Source organism: Actinomadura sp. 7K534 (assembly GCF_004348575.1).
GTDB classification, from domain to species: Bacteria; Actinomycetota; Actinomycetes; order Streptosporangiales; family Streptosporangiaceae; genus Spirillospora; species Spirillospora livida.
The window spans coordinates 1-14,998 of record NZ_SMKB01000176.1 but is presented as its reverse complement, the minus strand read 5'-3'; the positions used below and the strand labels follow the sequence as shown (position 1 = coordinate 14,998).

Below are 14,998 nucleotides of genomic sequence, written 5' to 3'. Positions count from 1 at the left end.
GGTCCAGGGAGGTGCGGGAGGTCGCCGGGACCAGGTCGGGGGTCTCGACCGGGTCGGGGATCACGGGGGGCTTCTTGCCGTGCTTCGGGCCCAGCCAGCCGCGGCGGCTGGGCAGGGTGAGGGCGCTGATCACGCCGCCGATCAGGACGAGGCCGGCGCCGAGGATGAGGCCCGAGGAGGTTCCGTCGCGGAACGTCTCCAGTTCCGCGGCGTCCGCGCCCTCGTCGGGGACGGCGTGGATGAGCAGGCCCACGATGGCGATGCCGAACGCGCCGGACGCCTCCCGGATGACGTTGATGACGCCGCTGGCCACCCCGGCGCGCTGCTCGGGGACGGCCTTGAGCACGTACATCACCAGCGGCATGCCCAGGGCCGCACCGACGCCGACGAGCATGACGCCGGGCATGAGATCGGCGTAGCCGTCACCGGTCTGGAGGGTGGAGAACAGGAACATGCCGAGGCCCATCAGGGCCATGCCGAAGCCGATCGCGGGGCGCGGGCCGACCTTGGTGGCGAGCAGGAACGCGATCGGGGTCAGCACCATGATCGCGATGGCGGGGGGCAGCATGACCAGGCCTGCCTCGGGGGGCGAGAAGCCCAGGAAGCGCTGGAGGAACGGCTGCGAGTAGAACATCATGCCGTTGAAGCCGATGCCGTAGAGCATCTGCGACATCAGCCCGCCGGTGAAGACCCGGTTGCGGAAGAACCGCAGGTCGATCATGGGGTCGGGGGCCCAGCTCTCCACCAGGACGAAGCAGGCCAGGGCGATCCCGCCGAGGGCGAAGACGCTGAGCACCGACGGGTTGCTCCACCCGTGCTTGTTGCCGGACTCCAGCCCGTAGATGAACGCGAACAGCATCGTCGCGGAGATCAGCACGCCGGGCAGGTCGATGCGGGCGTGCTTGTTCTCGCCCTTCGAGGTGAGGACGAACAGCCCGAGGACGGTCACCATGATGCCGGGCACGATGTTGATGAGGAAGATCCAGCCCCAGTGCCAGTGCTGGACGATGACCCCGCCGATCGTGGGGCCGAGCGCGGTCGCGCTGGACGCGGCGCCGATGAAGGCGATGTTGCCGATGGAGCGCTGCTTGTCGTTGCGTCCGACGGTGACCATGACCTGCGTGGCCGGGAGCACGAGCGCGGCGCCGGCGCCCTGCACGATGCGGGCGAGGATGAGCACGTCGGAGCTCTGCGCGAGACCGCAGACCGCCGAGGCCGCGGTGAAGACGATCATGCCGGAGGTGAACGTGACGCGGCAGCCGTAGACGTCCGCGAGCCGCCCGCCCATGATCATCAGGCAGGAGAACATCAGGATGTAGCCGGTGGCGACCCAGTCCTTGGCGGAGGACGACATGTCCAGGTCCGCCATGATCGTGGGCAGCGCCGTGAAGACCACCGTGTTGTCCATGGTGGTCATGAACGCGCTGACGGCCACGACCGCCAGCGCCCATCGGTACCGGCCCCGGGTCACTGTGCGTACGGCGTGAATTCCCCACAGTCAGGAAATCGCCGCTTCCCCCTAAAGCGCTCGTCGCTATTGTTACTATTGGTTCGCAGTTCGTTACTCAGCCCCGACTGTGGGGCAGGGTGCCTCAACTCTCCCATCAGGCCACAATGGTTACTCCCGAGTCTTGTCATCACCGTGACAAGTAGCGGTTGAGAAAAGTGGTCTGGATGCGCATCATGAGTTGGTCATCGTAGGACAAAGTGGGTCCCTCCGCTTCGCTGAACGATCCCGGTTTTGGGGGGAACCCACCGTATGCAGAGCAACGATCGTTCCGGAGCCGCGCGGGCCAACGCGCAGGACGAGACTCGGATCAGTGAGGATTCGATCCGCCGGCACCTGATCGAGCAGATCGCGCGCCGCTCCAGGACAACCGCCGCCGAGGTCGACCCCGACCGGCCGCTCGAGGAGTTCGGGCTGGCGTCCCGGGACGCGGTCGCGATCGCCGGCGAGCTCGAGCAGATGCTGGGGCGCGCCCTGCCCGCCACCCTCGTCTGGGAACATCCGACGATCAACAAGCTCTCCCTGGCGCTCGCGGGCGGTGCCGCCGAGGCCGCGGAACCGGCACCGGCCGTGCCGCGGGAGGCCGCCGACGACGAGCCGATCGCCGTCGTCGGCATCGGCTGCCGCTTCCCCGGCGGCGGGCGCGACCTCACCGGGCCCGAAGAATACTGGCGGTTCCTGACCGGCCGGGGCGACGCGGTCCGCGAGGTGCCGGACGGCCGCTGGGACCCCTTCGACGACGGATCCCCCGAGGTCGGGGACCTGCTCGCCCGCACGACCCGGCTCGGCGGCTTCCTCGACGACATCGCCGGGTTCGACGCCGCGTTCTTCGGGATCACCCCGCGCGAGGCCGCGGTCATGGACCCGCAGCAGCGCCTCGTCCTGGAGGTCGCGTGGGAGGCGTTCGAGCACGCCGGCATCGGCCCGGCGTCGCTGCGCGGCAGCCGCACCGGCGTGTTCGTCGGCGTGTCCGCGCCGGAGTACGCGGCGTTCACCGCGTCCGACCTCGCGTCCCTCGAACCGTTCACGGCGACGGGCGCGGCGCTCAGCATCATCGCGAACCGGCTGTCGTACCTGCTGGACCTGCGCGGCCCCAGCATGATCGTCGACACGGCGTGCTCGTCGTCGCTGGTGTCCACGCACCTCGCCGTGCAGGCGCTCCGCAGCGGCGAGGCGGACGTGGCGCTCGCCGGCGGCGTGAACGTGCTGCTGTCGCCGACCGTCACGATGACGTTCGACCTCGCCGGCGGGACGGCCTCGGACGGGCACTGCAAGGCGTTCGACGCGTCCGCCGACGGGATGGTCCGCGCGGAGGGCTGCGGCGCCGTCGTCCTGAAGCGGCTGTCCGACGCGGTCCGGGACGGCGACCGCGTCCTCGCCGTCGTGAAGGGGTCCGGCGTCAACTCCGACGGGCGGTCCAACGGCCTCGTCGCGCCCAACTCCGACGCGCAGCGCGCCCTGCTCCGCGACGTGTACGGGAGCGCGGGCATCGACACCCGCGAGGTCGACTACGTCGAGGCGCACGGGACGGGCACGTTCCTGGGCGACCCGATCGAGGCGAAGGCGGTCGGCGAGGTGCTCGGCGCCGGGCGCGAACCCGGCGAGCCCCTTCTGCTCGGCTCCGCGAAGTCGAATCTCGGGCACATGGAGTCGGCGGCGGGCATTGCCGGGTTCATCAAGGCCGTCCTCGCTCTACATCACGGTGTCATTCCGCCTAGCGCGCATTACAAGGAACCCAACCCGCATATCCCGTTCGACGAACTGCGTCTCGCGGTCGTCGCGGAAGAGACGCCTTGGCCCCGGCGAGGGCATCCCGCACGGGCCGGTGTGTCCGGGTTCGGGTTCGGTGGAACGAACGCACACGTCGTCCTGGAAGAGGCTCCCGCGCAGGAACCGGTCGTCCAGCCGGCGGTCGTCCGGACGTTCCCGCTGTCCGACACGAGCGACGACCGGGTGCGCGACCACGCTGCCGCTCTGGCCGAGTGGATCCCGAACCAGGACGTGCAGCTTCCCGACCTCGCGCGCACCCTGCACCGGCGCGCCGGCCGTGGCCGAGCCCGCGCCGCCGTCGCCGCCAGGGACCGGGCAGGGCTCGTCGAAGGGCTGACCGCACTCGCCGAGGGACGGCCCCACCCCGGTGTGGTGACGGGCACGGCGCTCGGCTCCCCGGGCCGTCCCGTGTGGGTGTTCTCCGGGTACGGCGCGCAGCGCGCCGGTATGGCGCAGCGGCTCCTTGAGGAGGAGCCCGCGTTCGCCGAGGCCATCGACGACCTGGACGGCCTGTTCGCCGAGGAGGGCGGCCCCGATCTGTGGGCGCTCCTCGAAGAGGGCGCGAAGCCGGACGGTCCGGTCAACACGATGCCGGTGCTGTTCGCGATCCAGATCGGCCTGGCCCGGATGTGGAAGTCGTACGGCGTAACCCCCGGCGCGGTCATCGGCCACTCGATGGGCGAGGTCGCCGCCGCGGTCGTCGCGGGCGCGCTCACGCTGGAGGACGGCGTCCGCGTCATCTGCCGCCGCTCCCGGCTGCTGACCCGCCTCGTCGGCGGCGGCGCGATGGCCGTCCTCGGCGCGTCCGCCGACGAGGTCGCCCGGCTGGGCGAGGGCCTGCCCGAGGTGTACGCGGCGGTGCACTCGTCGCCGAAGCAGACCGTCGTCACCGGGGACGCCGACCAGGTCGCCGAGATCGTCAAGCGCGCCGAGGCGGAGGGGCGCCTGGCCCGGATGGTCCAGGCCGAGGGCGCCGGGCATTCGCCCCAGGTCGACCCGCTCCTCCCCGAACTGCGCGAGGCGCTCGCCGAGGTGGGCGCCGAACGCGGCACGCCGCTCGCCGAGGGCATCAAGCTCTACACGACCGCTCTCGACGACCCCCGCGCCCTCCTCGACGCGTCGTCCGGGCTCGGGGTCGACCACTGGGCGGCGAACCTGCGGAACGCGGTCCGGCTGACCGACGCGGTGTCGGCGGCGGCCGAGGACGGCTTCCGGACGTTCGTCGAGGTCAACGCGCACCCGATCCTCGCGCACGCGGTCGGCGAGACCCTGGAGGGGACGGGCGCGCTCGTCACCCACACGCTGAAGCGGGCCCGCAAGGGCGAGGAGACCGACGACACCCGCACCTTCCACGCGCAGCTCGCCACCCTGGCGGCGCACGGCCACCCGGTCGCCCGGCCCGCGGACGGCCGGATCATCGACGTCCCGCGGTCGCCGTGGCGGCACGAGCGGCACTGGGTCGACCTGTCGGCGCGCGGCTCCGGCGGACGCGACGAGCACCCCCTGCTCGGCGCGTACGCGGAGTTCCCCGGCGAGGAGCGGCACGCCTGGCGCGCCGACGTCGGCCTCGCCGCCCAGCCGTGGCTGGCCGGGATCACCGTCCACGGCCTGCGCACCCTGCCGGTCTCCGCGTTCGCCGAGATGGCGCTCGCGGCCGGGGCGTCCGCGCTCGGCACCGAGGACGTCCGCGTCAACAGCCTGTGGATAGAGCGGCCGCTCGCGCTCGCCGACCGCACGACCGTGACGACGACGTTCACCGAGGCAGAGCAGCGCGTGGAGGTGCACGCGCTGACACCGGCGGGCACCTGGGTGCGGCTCGCCAGCGCGGACGTGGGCGAGGACCACCGCGCTCCGGCGGAGTCCGCGCCCGGACCGGCGGTGGAGGTCGCGGGCGCCGAGCGCGGCAGCCGCCACTACCGGCTGCACCCCGAGGTGTTCCACCGGTGCCTGGCCGTCCTGTCGGACGAGGCCGCGGCGCAGCTCGGCGAAGGCGTGTGGCAGGCCGAGACCATCGGCAGCCTGCGCGTGTTCGGGCCGGCGCACCGCGGCGGGCACGTGCGCGCGGCGGTGTCCCAGGACGAGGAGGGCACGACGGGCTCGGTCGCGCTCCTCGCGGCGGACGGGCAGGTCCTCGCGGAGGCCACGGGCATCGTGCTCCGCCGCATCGAGCGCCACGACGTACCGGTGCCCGTCGCCGACAAGCTCGTCGAGCTGGTCTGGGACGAGGCGCCGCTCCCCGACAACGAAGCCTCGCGGGACACCTGGCTGATCCTGTCGGACGAGGGCGACGCGCTCGCCGGCGCGGCGGCCGCCGAGCTGGAGAAGCGCGGCCGGCGGGTCGTCCGGCACCGGCTGACGGCCGGTCTGCCGGACGGGCACCCCGAGATGGACGGGCCCGTCGACGGGGTTCTCCTCGTCCCGTCCGCCGATCTCGTGGACGAGGACCTCGTCCTGACCGTCGCCGGCGTGAGCCGCTCGCTGCCCGACGGCCCCCGCCTGTACGTCGCGACGCACCGGGCCGTCGCCGTGCGGGACGGCGAAGCGGGCGAGCCCGGCCACGGGTTCGTCAGCGCGCTCACCCGGGTCCTGGCGTTCGAGCGCACCGTCCAGCGGGCCACGCACGTGGACGTCGACCGTCCCGCTGACCTGGTCGCCGAGCTGCTCGGCGACGACGGCGCGCGGGAGGTCGCCTGGCGCGGCGGCACCCGCTACGTGGCGCGCCTCGCGCAGGCCGCACTCCCCGACGCGCCCGCGAAGCCGAAGCGCGCGGTGCGGCGCGGCGGCGCCTACGTGATCACCGGCGGGTACGGGGGCATCGGCCTCGTCACCGCGCGGCTGCTCGCCGAGCGCGGCGCGGGACGCATCGTGCTGTCCGGCCGCCGCGGGCCCGACGCCGACGCCGAGAAGGTGATCGCCCGCCTCCGCGAGGACGGCGTGGACGTCGGCGTCGTCCTCGGCGACATCGCCGAGCCCGGCACGGCCGAACGGCTCGTCCGGGTCGCGCAGGAGGGCGGCGTCCGGCTCCGCGGCATCGTGCACGGCGCGGGCGCGATCGACGACCGGCTGATCGCCGACCTCGGCCCCGACGATCTCCACAGGGTGTGGACGGCGAAGGTCGAGGGCGCGCGGCGGCTCAGCGAGGCCGCCTGGGACCTCGACCTCGACTGGCTCGTCATGCACTCGTCGGCCGCCGCGCTGCTCGGCTCGCCCGGCCAGGCCGCCTACGCCGCCGCGAACGCCGCGATCGACGCGCTGATGGCGTACCGGCGCGCCGGCGGACGGCCGGGGACCACCATCAACTGGGGCACCTGGTCGCAGGTCGGCGGGGCCGCCGAGACGTCGGTCACCGTCATCGACCCGATCAGCCCGGCGGAGGGCGCGGAGGCGCTGGAGGCGCTGCTCGTCCACGGCATGCCCGCGACGGGCGTGCTCCGCTTCGACCCCGGCACGGCGGTCGGGCTGTTCCCCGAGATCCGCGACATGCCGTACTTCGCCGCGCTGACCGAGGCGGCCGACGCGCACGGCGACGACGCGGGCGACTGGCCCGGCGTCGAGGCGCTCGGGGACCTCGACCCCGCCACCGCCCGCCGGATGATCGCCGCGCAGGTCAGGTACCGGATCGCCGCCGTCCTCGGCTTCGACCCCGAGCGCCTCGACCCGGCCGTGCCGCTCACCGACCTCGGCCTCGACTCCCTCGTCGCGGTGCGGATCAAGAGCGGCGTCGAGCACGACCTCGGGCTGACCGTCCCCGCGTCGGTGCTGCTGCAGGGCGCGAGCGTCAACGTCTTCGAGGAGTGGGCGGCCGGCGAGCTGGGGCTCTCGGAGGCTCCGGCGCCCGCCGCCGCCGGCACCGCGGTCTCCAACGCCGAGGCCGGATACGTCATGCCGCGCGACGCCGCCGAGCGGCTCGCCGTCCGCATCTTCGAGGACGTCCTCGGCCTCGACCGCGTCGGCGTCACGGCCGACTTCTTCACGGAGCTGGGCGGGCAGGACCACCAGGCGGACGAGATCGTCGCGCGGGTCGGCGCCGAGCTCGGCGCCGAGGTCACCCGCGGCGAGCTGTTCGAGGTGCCCACGGCGGAGCACGTCGCCGAGTTCGTCCGGGCCGCCGATGAGGAGGCCGCAAGGCAGACCGTGCGGCCGCTGAAACCGGGCCGTTCCGGGGGGCGTGGGGGGTCGTCCCCCCACAATGAGGCGTCCGGTGACCGGCGGCCGATCTTCATCGCGCACCCGGCGGGCGGCACCACCGCCTGCTACCGCCAGCTCGTCGACCTGCTCGGCGCGGACCAGCCGGTCTACGGCCTGGAGCGGTTCGAGGACGCGCCGTCCGTCGAGGAGCGCGCCGCCCGCTACGTCCAGCACCTCCTGGAGGCCCAGCCGGAGGGCGCGTTCCGGCTCGGCGGCTGGTCGTTCGGCGGTGTCCTCGCCTACGAGACGGCCCGGCAGCTCACCGCCGCCGGACGCGAGGTCGAGTTCGTCGCGCTGTTCGACGCGGGCCTCCCGCTCGCGGTGGACGACGAGTCCGACACGCTCGCCCGCCGGTTCTCCGCGTTCGCGGACTACATCAACCAGACGTACGGCCTGGACGTCACCCTCACCTACGAGGAGCTGTCCGGGCTGGACGAGGAAGCGCAGTTCGCGCTGGTCATGGAGCGTGCAGCCCCCCTCGTGGACCACATCCCGCCCGCGGCGCTCACGCACCAGCTCACGTCGCACCAGGACACCCGATCCCTGGAGGCGTACCAGCCCGAGCCGTACGACGGCCGCGTCATCCTCTACCACGCGCCCGAGGAGACCCCCTGGGCCGTCCGCGATGCCCGCTACGTGCTCGACGGCACGAACGGCTTCGGCGGGCTCTGCTCCGACCTCGAGATCGTCACGATTCCCGGGGCGCACCACCTCAACCTGCTGGACCCGCCCGGTGTCGAGGCTCTCGCCGCGCACCTGGAGGGCCGGCTCGCCGGGCGGCGGGAGCACGACGCCGTCCCAGCTCCGACGGCCCCTTGAGGGCCGGCCAACGAACCCCGTCGTTCCACGGAGGACACCCCCATGGCCCAGCGCTCGTCCCATGACCTGCTCGACGCCGTACGATCCGGCGCGAGCGGTCCCGAGCTGCAGGAGATCGACCTGCCGACCCGCTTCCGCGCCGCGTTCACCCGCAAGGACGAGGTCGGGATCTTCGAGGGCGAGACCGACAAGGACGTGCGCCGCTCGATGCACGTCGGCGAGGTCGAGATGCCCGAGCTCGCCCCCGACGAGGTCGTCGTCGCCGTGATGTCGGCCGCGATCAACTTCAACACCGTGTGGTCGGCGATCTTCGAGCCGGTCCCCACGTTCGCGTTCCTGGAGAAGTTCGGCCGGCAGGGCTGGTACGGCGCCCGGCACGACCTGCCGTACCACATCCTCGGGTCGGACGGCTCGGGCGTCATCGTGCGGACCGGCAGCGGCGTGAAGAGCTGGAAGGTCGGCGACAAGGTCGTGCTGTCCCCGTCGTACGTCGACGAGGAGGACCACGGCTCCTACGACGACGGCATGATGAGCGAGACGCAGCTCGCGTGGGGCTTCGAGACGAACTTCGGGTCCCTCGGCGAGTACTGCATCGCCAAGGCGAACCAGCTCATCCCCAAGCCCGCCCACCTCACCTGGGAGGAGGCGGGGTCCGTCACCCTCTGCGCCGGCACCGCCTACCGGATGCTCGTCGGGAACCACGGCGCCCGCATGAAGCAGGGCGACGTCGTCCTGGTCTGGGGCGCGACCGGCGGCCTCGGCTCGTTCGCGACGCAGCTCGTGAAGAACGGCGGCGGCATCCCGGTCGGGGTCGTGTCGTCCGAGGAGAAGGCCGAGCTCGTCCGCGCGCAGGGCTGCGAGCACGTCATCAACCGCAACGACCTGAACCTGGGCGAGCAGGGCCTCCGGCACCCGAAGGCCGGCCGGATGCTGGGCGAGGCGATCCGCCGCTCCGTCGGCGAGGACCCGGGCATCGTCTTCGAGTACCTCGGCCGCGAGACGTTCGGCGCGTCGGTGTACGTCGCCAAGCGCGGCGGCAAGGTCATCACGTGCGGCTCGTCCACGGGCTACAAGCACGAGTACGACAACCGCTTCCTCTGGATGCGGCTCAAGAGCATCATCGGCTCGCACGGGTTCAACTACCACGAGGCCGTCGAGGTCAACCGGCTCGTCGGCCTCGGCATGATCCACCCGACGCTGTCGAAGGTCTTCCCGCTGGACGAGGCGGGCGAGGCGACCCGCGCGGTGCAGACCAACCAGCACGTCGGCAAGGTCGCCGTCCTCTGCGGCGCGACGGGCGAGGGGCAGGGCGTGGACGACCCGGCCCTCCGCGAGCGCATCGGCGAGGACAAGCTGAACCTCTACCGCCGCTGACCGTCCCGCCCCAGGGACGACAAGCCGTCGACTTGCGGCGTGTTGTTGTTATGGCAGGCCGGATGGCAACACGCCGCAAGCGACGAAAGCGGTGGGTCTTGGCGGGGCGGTCAGCGGCGGGCGAGGCGGCGTTCGTCCGGGGCCGCGTCGTAGGGGAGGTCGTAGTGCGCGAAGACCGCCTGCTCGTCGCCGGCGAGGAGCTCCCCGTCCGTCCCGATGGCCGGGGCGTTCTTGATCTCCTTCTTCGGGCGCGCGATCCGGAGGTGCTCCGGTCCGACCGTCGCCCCCTCCAGCGGGGCGAACACGAGGCGCTGCCTGGTCGGCATGCCGGTCCTGATGGTGGCGAAGGACGGCCGGTCGGTCGCCGTGTCGACGTAGATCGCCTCCAGGTGCCCGATCCTGCTCCCGGCCACGTCGACCACGTCGCGGCCGCGCCACTCCCGGATGTCCTCGATCTCGAACATGTCTCTTCCAGCCGCTCGATCCCACGCAGGTCAGCCAGGGAACTACCCGTCCCACGCAAGTTATGTCTCGTCTCGCGCCATCCGGCGGAGCGTCTGCGGTCGGTCGGGCGGCCCGCGGCGAAATTCGCCAGGAACCCGGCCGAAGTCGGTCGAATCTCGACCTAGACTTTGCTCCCGGGCACGTCACGGGTCATGATTTGCCTCACACTAGACTCATAAGTAACTAATTACCCCGTGTGAGTGGCGCGCAACACAGGGGGACGAGTGCTGGGAGGTTCTGTGGCGGACGAAGGTTCCACCACGACTGGGCGCCCGTGGCCCGATCTGCCGAGGGAACTGGCCGAGCACATGCGGCCGCACCTCGACGAGGTGGCGGACGACATGATCCAGGAGATCCAGACGCGCGTCAGGGAGTACGACCGGCCGGGAGACGGCTCCTATTCGGGGACACTGCGGCTCGCCGTCGAGCGGGTGCTCCACTACTTCGTCGACCGGGTCGCCGACCCCGGGCACGACCCGGCCCCGGTGGTGGACTTCTTCCGCGCCATCGGCCGGGGCGAGGCCGGGGAGGGGCGCAGCCTCGACGCGATGCAGAGCGCGATGCGCGTCGGCGGCATGATCGCGTGGCGGCGGCTCACCGAGGGCGCCGACGCGCTGGACGTCTCGCCGCGCACGCTCGGTGCGGTCGGCGAGGTGATGATGGAGTTCCAGAACGAGCTGGCGCACGCGGCGGCCGAAGGGTTCTCCCAGGCCAAGGCCGCGGTCGCCGGCGAGATGCAGCGCCGCCGCAAGCGCCTCCTCGACCTGCTGTTCGCCGACCCGCCCGCCGCGCAGGAGGCCATCGCCGACCTCGCCGCCGCCGCGCACTGGCCGATCCCCCGGACGGTCGCCGCGGTGGCCCTCGGCCGGCACCACCAGGACGCCCGGCAGCCCGCGTTCCCGCCCGACGTCCTGGCCGACCTCACCCGCCGCACCCCGAGCCTGATCATCCCCGACCCGGACGGGCCCGGCCGCGCCAAGCTCATCGACCGCGCGCTGGCCGGGACGCTCGCCGTCGTCGGCCCGACCGTCCCGCTGATGGAGGCGGCGCGGTCGATCCAGTGGGCCCGCAAGACGCTCTGCCTCGTCCAGCGCGGCGTGATCGAGGCCGACAGCGGCGTGATCCGCAGCGTGGAGCACATGTCCACGCTGATCCTCTTCCAGGACGAGGGGCTCATCACCTCGCTCGCGGACCTGCGCCTGGCGCCGCTGGCCCACCTGCGGCCCAGCCAGCAGGACCGGCTCGCCGAGACGCTGCTCGCGTGGCTGCAGTCGGGCCGCAACGCCAACGAGGTCGCGATGCGGCTGCACGTCCACCCGCAGACGGTCCGCTACCGGCTGCGCCAGCTGGAGGAGCTGTTCGGCGACCAGCTCCTCGACCCGGACCTGCGGTTCGACCTGGAGATCGTGCTCCGCGCCCGCGCGCTGCTGGCCGACAACGCGGGCGAGCGGATGATCCAGCCGCCCCGCGAGGCCGTCGGCGACTCCGGCGAGGTCGTCACCTTCCGCCGCACCTGACCCGTCCCCGGACGCCCGTCAGCCAGGCCCGGCCCCGAGGCCGGGTCTGGTCCGGCGGCGGAGCCGCTCGGCGGTGGCGACGCGCTCGGCCAGCCGGGTCTGGGCGTCGCAGAGCAGCCACAGCTCGCCCTCGTCGGACGCGACGATCTCGTCCAGGCAGCCGTTGAGCAGCTGGTAGTCGGACAGGGGGGTCATCCGGGTGGCCCGCAGGCCGCCGTCCGAGCGTTCGCCGTGCCAGCCGGGCATGCACTTGATCACCGACATCGCGCGGGCTCCCTCGGTGGGCTTATGGTAGGTCCACCATAGGCCGACCAAGCGCCGGTCACAACGCGTTCGGCACATCCCCAAGAGGATGCCGCGCGCCGTGGCATCGGTACGGTGTGAGGTCAACGCGACCACCGGGAGCAGGATCAGGTATGCCCCGTCCCCCCACGAAGGCACAGGCGATCAGCAACGCGCTGGCCGCCCGGATCGTCGAGGGCGAGCTCGCGCCCGGCACGTGGCTGCCGCCCGAGCGGGAGCTGGCGAGCGAGTACGCGGCCGACCGCTCGACCGTCCGGCGGGCGCTGCGGATCCTGGCCGAGCAGGGGCTGGTCCGGTTGCGGCCCGGCGCCGGCACGCAGGTGCGGACGTCGGAGCGGCTGCGGCGCGCGGCGGCCGACATCACGCGGCAGGTCGGGTCATGGCGCGGCTTCCACGTCTCCGCGCAGCGGGACGGCCGGACGCCGTTCACCCGGACGACCGTCGCCGAGATCGAGGCGGGCGAGCGGCTCGCCGCCCGCTTGGACGTGCCGCCCGGCACGCGGGTGCTGGAGCGGGCGCGCGTCCAGGGCGTCGAGGGGGAGCCGCCCGTGCAGACGGCGACGACCTGGGTGGTCCCGGAGATCGTGGAGCGGATCCCGGTGCTGCGCGAGGTCGACACCGGTCCGGGCGGCATCTACTCGCGGCTGGAGGAGATCGGCCACCGGATCACGTTCGAGGAGTCGGTGACCTGCCGGCTGCCGTGCGCGGAGGAGCAGCGGACGCTGGAGATCGGCCCCGACCAGCCCGTCCTCACGCTGTGGCGCCGCGCCTGCGACCAGCAGGGCCGCGTCGTCGAGGTCACCCACCGGGTGGTGGTCGGCGACCGGCACGAACTCGTCTACCGCTACGGGTCGGGAGCCTGAGCATGCATGACGGCGAAGAGGCAGGGGAGGAGCCCGCGGTCCGCCGGGTCGGCACGCGGGTCGTCTACGAGAACCCATGGATGGTCGTCCGGGAGGACGCGGTCGAGCGGCTGGACGGCTCGCGCGGCATCTACGGCGTCGTGGACAAACCCGACTTCGTGCTGGTCATCCCCGTCGAGCGGGACGGCTTCCACCTGGTCGAGGAGTACCGGTACCCGATCGGGAAGCGCACCTGGAGCTTCCCGCAGGGCTCCCTCCCCGGGCGGCAGGACGCCGACCCGGAGGAGCTGGCGCGCCTCGAACTCGCGCAGGAGACCGGCCTGCGCGCCGGGACGCTGCGGCACCTCGGCTACCTGAACTGCTCGCACGGGACGAGCGGGCAGGGCTTCAACATCTTCGTCGCGTCCGACCTGACGGCCGGGGAGACCGACCGGGAGCCCGAGGAGCAGGACATGCGGCAGAAGTGGGTGTCCGTGGCCGAGTTCAGGGCGCTGGTGCGGGAGGGCCGGATCACCGATGACTCGACCCTCGCCGCCTACGCCCTGCTCTTGATGGACGACGCTCAGATGGACGACCGGGTCACTGGGGATAGGACGAGTTGACGCACGTCGCGTCGTCGTCGACGGGGCGGCGCTCCAGGATCTCGCGTGCCCTGCTCCGCCCGTAGTTGGCGGCCATGGCCGGCTCGTCCTCCGCCAGGTCCGCGGCGATGGCGCGCAGCGCGCAGGACCGCTGCGGCTCGGGCAGCCGGTCCAGCGCCGGGACGGCGTCGGCCGACAGGTTCCGCAGGTACGACACGTCGACCTTGCCCGTCTCCGCGTAGCGGTCGACGTTGCGGTCGGCGATGAACCCGTCCGGGTCGACGGCCACGAGGGAGATCATCGCGGCGGCGCCGGTGGCCGCGACCGCCCGCGGCAGCCAGGCGATCCGTCCCCGGACGACGCCCGCGACGGCGACGAGCACCACCACGCCGCCGAGCCACAGCTCGAACGCGTGCACCCACAGCCGCAGCCGCGTCCAGCCGAACGTCTCCTCGTACAGGTAGAGGCGCCGCAGCGCGACCGCGACGACGACGAGGGTCAGCGCGCACAGCAGCCCGAGCAGGGCGCGGACGGCGATCCGGTCGGCGCGCTCCGCGGACGGCGCGTACCGCATGGCGACGGCGACGACCGCGAGGACGAGGACCGTCACGACGACGAGCTGGAAGAAGCCCTGCCGCGCGTACTCGGCGTAGGTGAGGCCGGTCGAGCGGAGCAGCGCGTCCTTGTCGTCGGCGAGGAACACCCGGGCCTGGATCGCGCTGAACACGAGGAACAGCAGGTCGAGCGCGGCGATCGGCACCGCCCAGGACCAGCGTCCGGCGGGCTTGCCGGGCTCGGGGGTCAGCAGCCGCAGCGGGGGCGGCGCCTGCCCGAGGTACGCGGCGGCGCAGGCCAGCAGCAGCGTCGCGGCACCCGCGAACACGTACCGGAGGACGGAGGCCGGCGAGATGTCGGGGACGAGCCCGGCGGCGAGGTCGCCGAACGCCGCGTCCGCCCCGGCGAACAGGCCGCCGAACACCGCCACCAGCGCGGCGACGATCAACCCCGTCCGGATGACCGGCCAGGCGTTGCCCCGGCGCGGCGACGCCGCGCGGTAGAGGCCGCGCGCCGACCACGGCAGCGTGTAGCCGGCCGCCGGCCCCACCGCGAGCCCGCCGCCGAGGACCTCGGCCCAGGACCGCCCGCCGCAGACCGCGTACGAGCCGGCGGCGACGGCGAGCAGTAACGCCGGGACGACGATCCACTCCGCGGCGCGGACGGCCGCGGTCGCCGCCAGGCAAAGGGCGAGCAGCACGAACACGGCCCCGGTCCGGTTGAACCGGGAGCCGCCCTTGCGGGGGGAGCGCCGGACGAGCCGTCCCGCGGACCAGGCCGAGGCCCCCGCCACGTACGCGACGGCCGCGGCCGTGATGACGACCCCGACGCCGAACCGCCCGTCGCGCAGCGACGGCCCCACCGCGACGGCGCCGATCAGCCCGGCGATCGCCGTGCCGGCGGCCAGCGCGGGCGCCATCGGCAGCGCCGGCCGCTTCCAGGCCGCGATGGCCTTGTCCAGCTTGGTGGGCGTGTAGACGACCGGGGGCGGCGGCGGGTACCCCCGCGGGACGGGGT

General features: G+C 73.2%; 9 protein-coding genes. 5 read left to right on the top strand and 4 right to left on the bottom strand.

What is annotated here, in order from left to right; translation table 11 throughout:
- Nucleotides 1-1,471, bottom strand: a 1,471-nt coding sequence (locus E1266_RS27125) for an MFS transporter (protein ID WP_132051719.1), incomplete at its 3' end; no start/stop codon positions are given.
- 288 nt (nucleotides 1,472-1,759) lie between these two features.
- Between E1266_RS27125 and E1266_RS27120 the strand changes: the two genes are divergently transcribed.
- Complete coding sequence (locus tag E1266_RS27120) at nucleotides 1,760-8,284, top strand: type I polyketide synthase (RefSeq protein WP_132051717.1); 6,525 nt, start codon at nucleotides 1,760-1,762, stop codon at nucleotides 8,282-8,284.
- A gap of 42 nt (nucleotides 8,285-8,326) precedes the next feature.
- Nucleotides 8,327-9,658, top strand: coding sequence for a crotonyl-CoA carboxylase/reductase (gene ccrA / locus E1266_RS27115; protein ID WP_132051715.1), 1,332 nt, complete (start codon nucleotides 8,327-8,329; stop codon nucleotides 9,656-9,658).
- Nucleotides 9,659-9,768: 110 nt separating this feature from the next.
- On the opposite strand, the gene E1266_RS27110 is transcribed toward ccrA, so the two are convergent.
- Nucleotides 9,769-10,122 (bottom strand): PRC-barrel domain-containing protein, encoded by a 354-nt coding sequence (locus E1266_RS27110; RefSeq protein ID WP_132051713.1) that lies wholly within the window; start codon nucleotides 10,120-10,122, stop codon nucleotides 9,769-9,771.
- A 279-nt stretch (nucleotides 10,123-10,401) separates the two neighbouring features.
- On the opposite strand from E1266_RS27110, the gene E1266_RS27105 reads away from it, so the two are divergent.
- The gene (locus E1266_RS27105; RefSeq protein WP_132051711.1) at nucleotides 10,402-11,679 is read left to right on the top strand and encodes a PucR family transcriptional regulator; all 1,278 of its coding nucleotides are present in this window, start codon (nucleotides 10,402-10,404) and stop codon (nucleotides 11,677-11,679) included.
- Nucleotides 11,680-11,697: 18 nt separating this feature from the next.
- On the opposite strand, the gene E1266_RS27100 is transcribed toward E1266_RS27105, so the two are convergent.
- Complete coding sequence (locus E1266_RS27100) at nucleotides 11,698-11,943, bottom strand: hypothetical protein (protein ID WP_132051709.1); 246 nt, start codon at nucleotides 11,941-11,943, stop codon at nucleotides 11,698-11,700.
- A gap of 152 nt (nucleotides 11,944-12,095) precedes the next feature.
- Between E1266_RS27100 and E1266_RS27095 the strand changes: the two genes are divergently transcribed.
- Together E1266_RS27095 and E1266_RS27090 are read left to right on the top strand one after the other, a co-directional pair.
- Nucleotides 12,096-12,845, top strand: coding sequence for a GntR family transcriptional regulator (locus E1266_RS27095; RefSeq protein WP_132051707.1), 750 nt, complete (start codon nucleotides 12,096-12,098; stop codon nucleotides 12,843-12,845).
- A 2-nt stretch (nucleotides 12,846-12,847) separates the two neighbouring features.
- On the top strand, nucleotides 12,848-13,447 hold the full coding sequence (locus tag E1266_RS27090; RefSeq protein WP_132051705.1) for an NUDIX hydrolase: 600 nt from the start codon (nucleotides 12,848-12,850) through the stop codon (nucleotides 13,445-13,447).
- Here the strand turns inward: E1266_RS27090 and E1266_RS27085 are convergent.
- The coding region (locus E1266_RS27085; RefSeq protein ID WP_132051703.1) for a DUF4173 domain-containing protein at nucleotides 13,425-14,998 on the bottom strand (1,574 nt) is incomplete at its 5' end. The two genes, E1266_RS27090 and E1266_RS27085, sit on opposite strands and share 23 nt — an antisense overlap.

Bases quoted from the DNA above. Each gene is read 5' to 3' on its own strand.
- E1266_RS27100 (WP_132051709.1), bottom strand. From the start codon at position 11,943: ATGTCGGTGATCAAGTGCATGCCCGGCTGGCACGGCGAACGCTCGGAC.
- E1266_RS27120 (WP_132051717.1), top strand. From the start codon at position 1,760: ATGCAGAGCAACGATCGTTCCGGAGCCGCGCGGGCCAACGCGCAGGAC.
- E1266_RS27090 (WP_132051705.1), top strand. From the start codon at position 12,848: ATGCATGACGGCGAAGAGGCAGGGGAGGAGCCCGCGGTCCGCCGGGTC.
- ccrA (WP_132051715.1), top strand. From the start codon at position 8,327: ATGGCCCAGCGCTCGTCCCATGACCTGCTCGACGCCGTACGATCCGGC.
- E1266_RS27095 (WP_132051707.1), top strand. From the start codon at position 12,096: ATGCCCCGTCCCCCCACGAAGGCACAGGCGATCAGCAACGCGCTGGCC.
- E1266_RS27110 (WP_132051713.1), bottom strand. From the start codon at position 10,122: ATGTTCGAGATCGAGGACATCCGGGAGTGGCGCGGCCGCGACGTGGTC.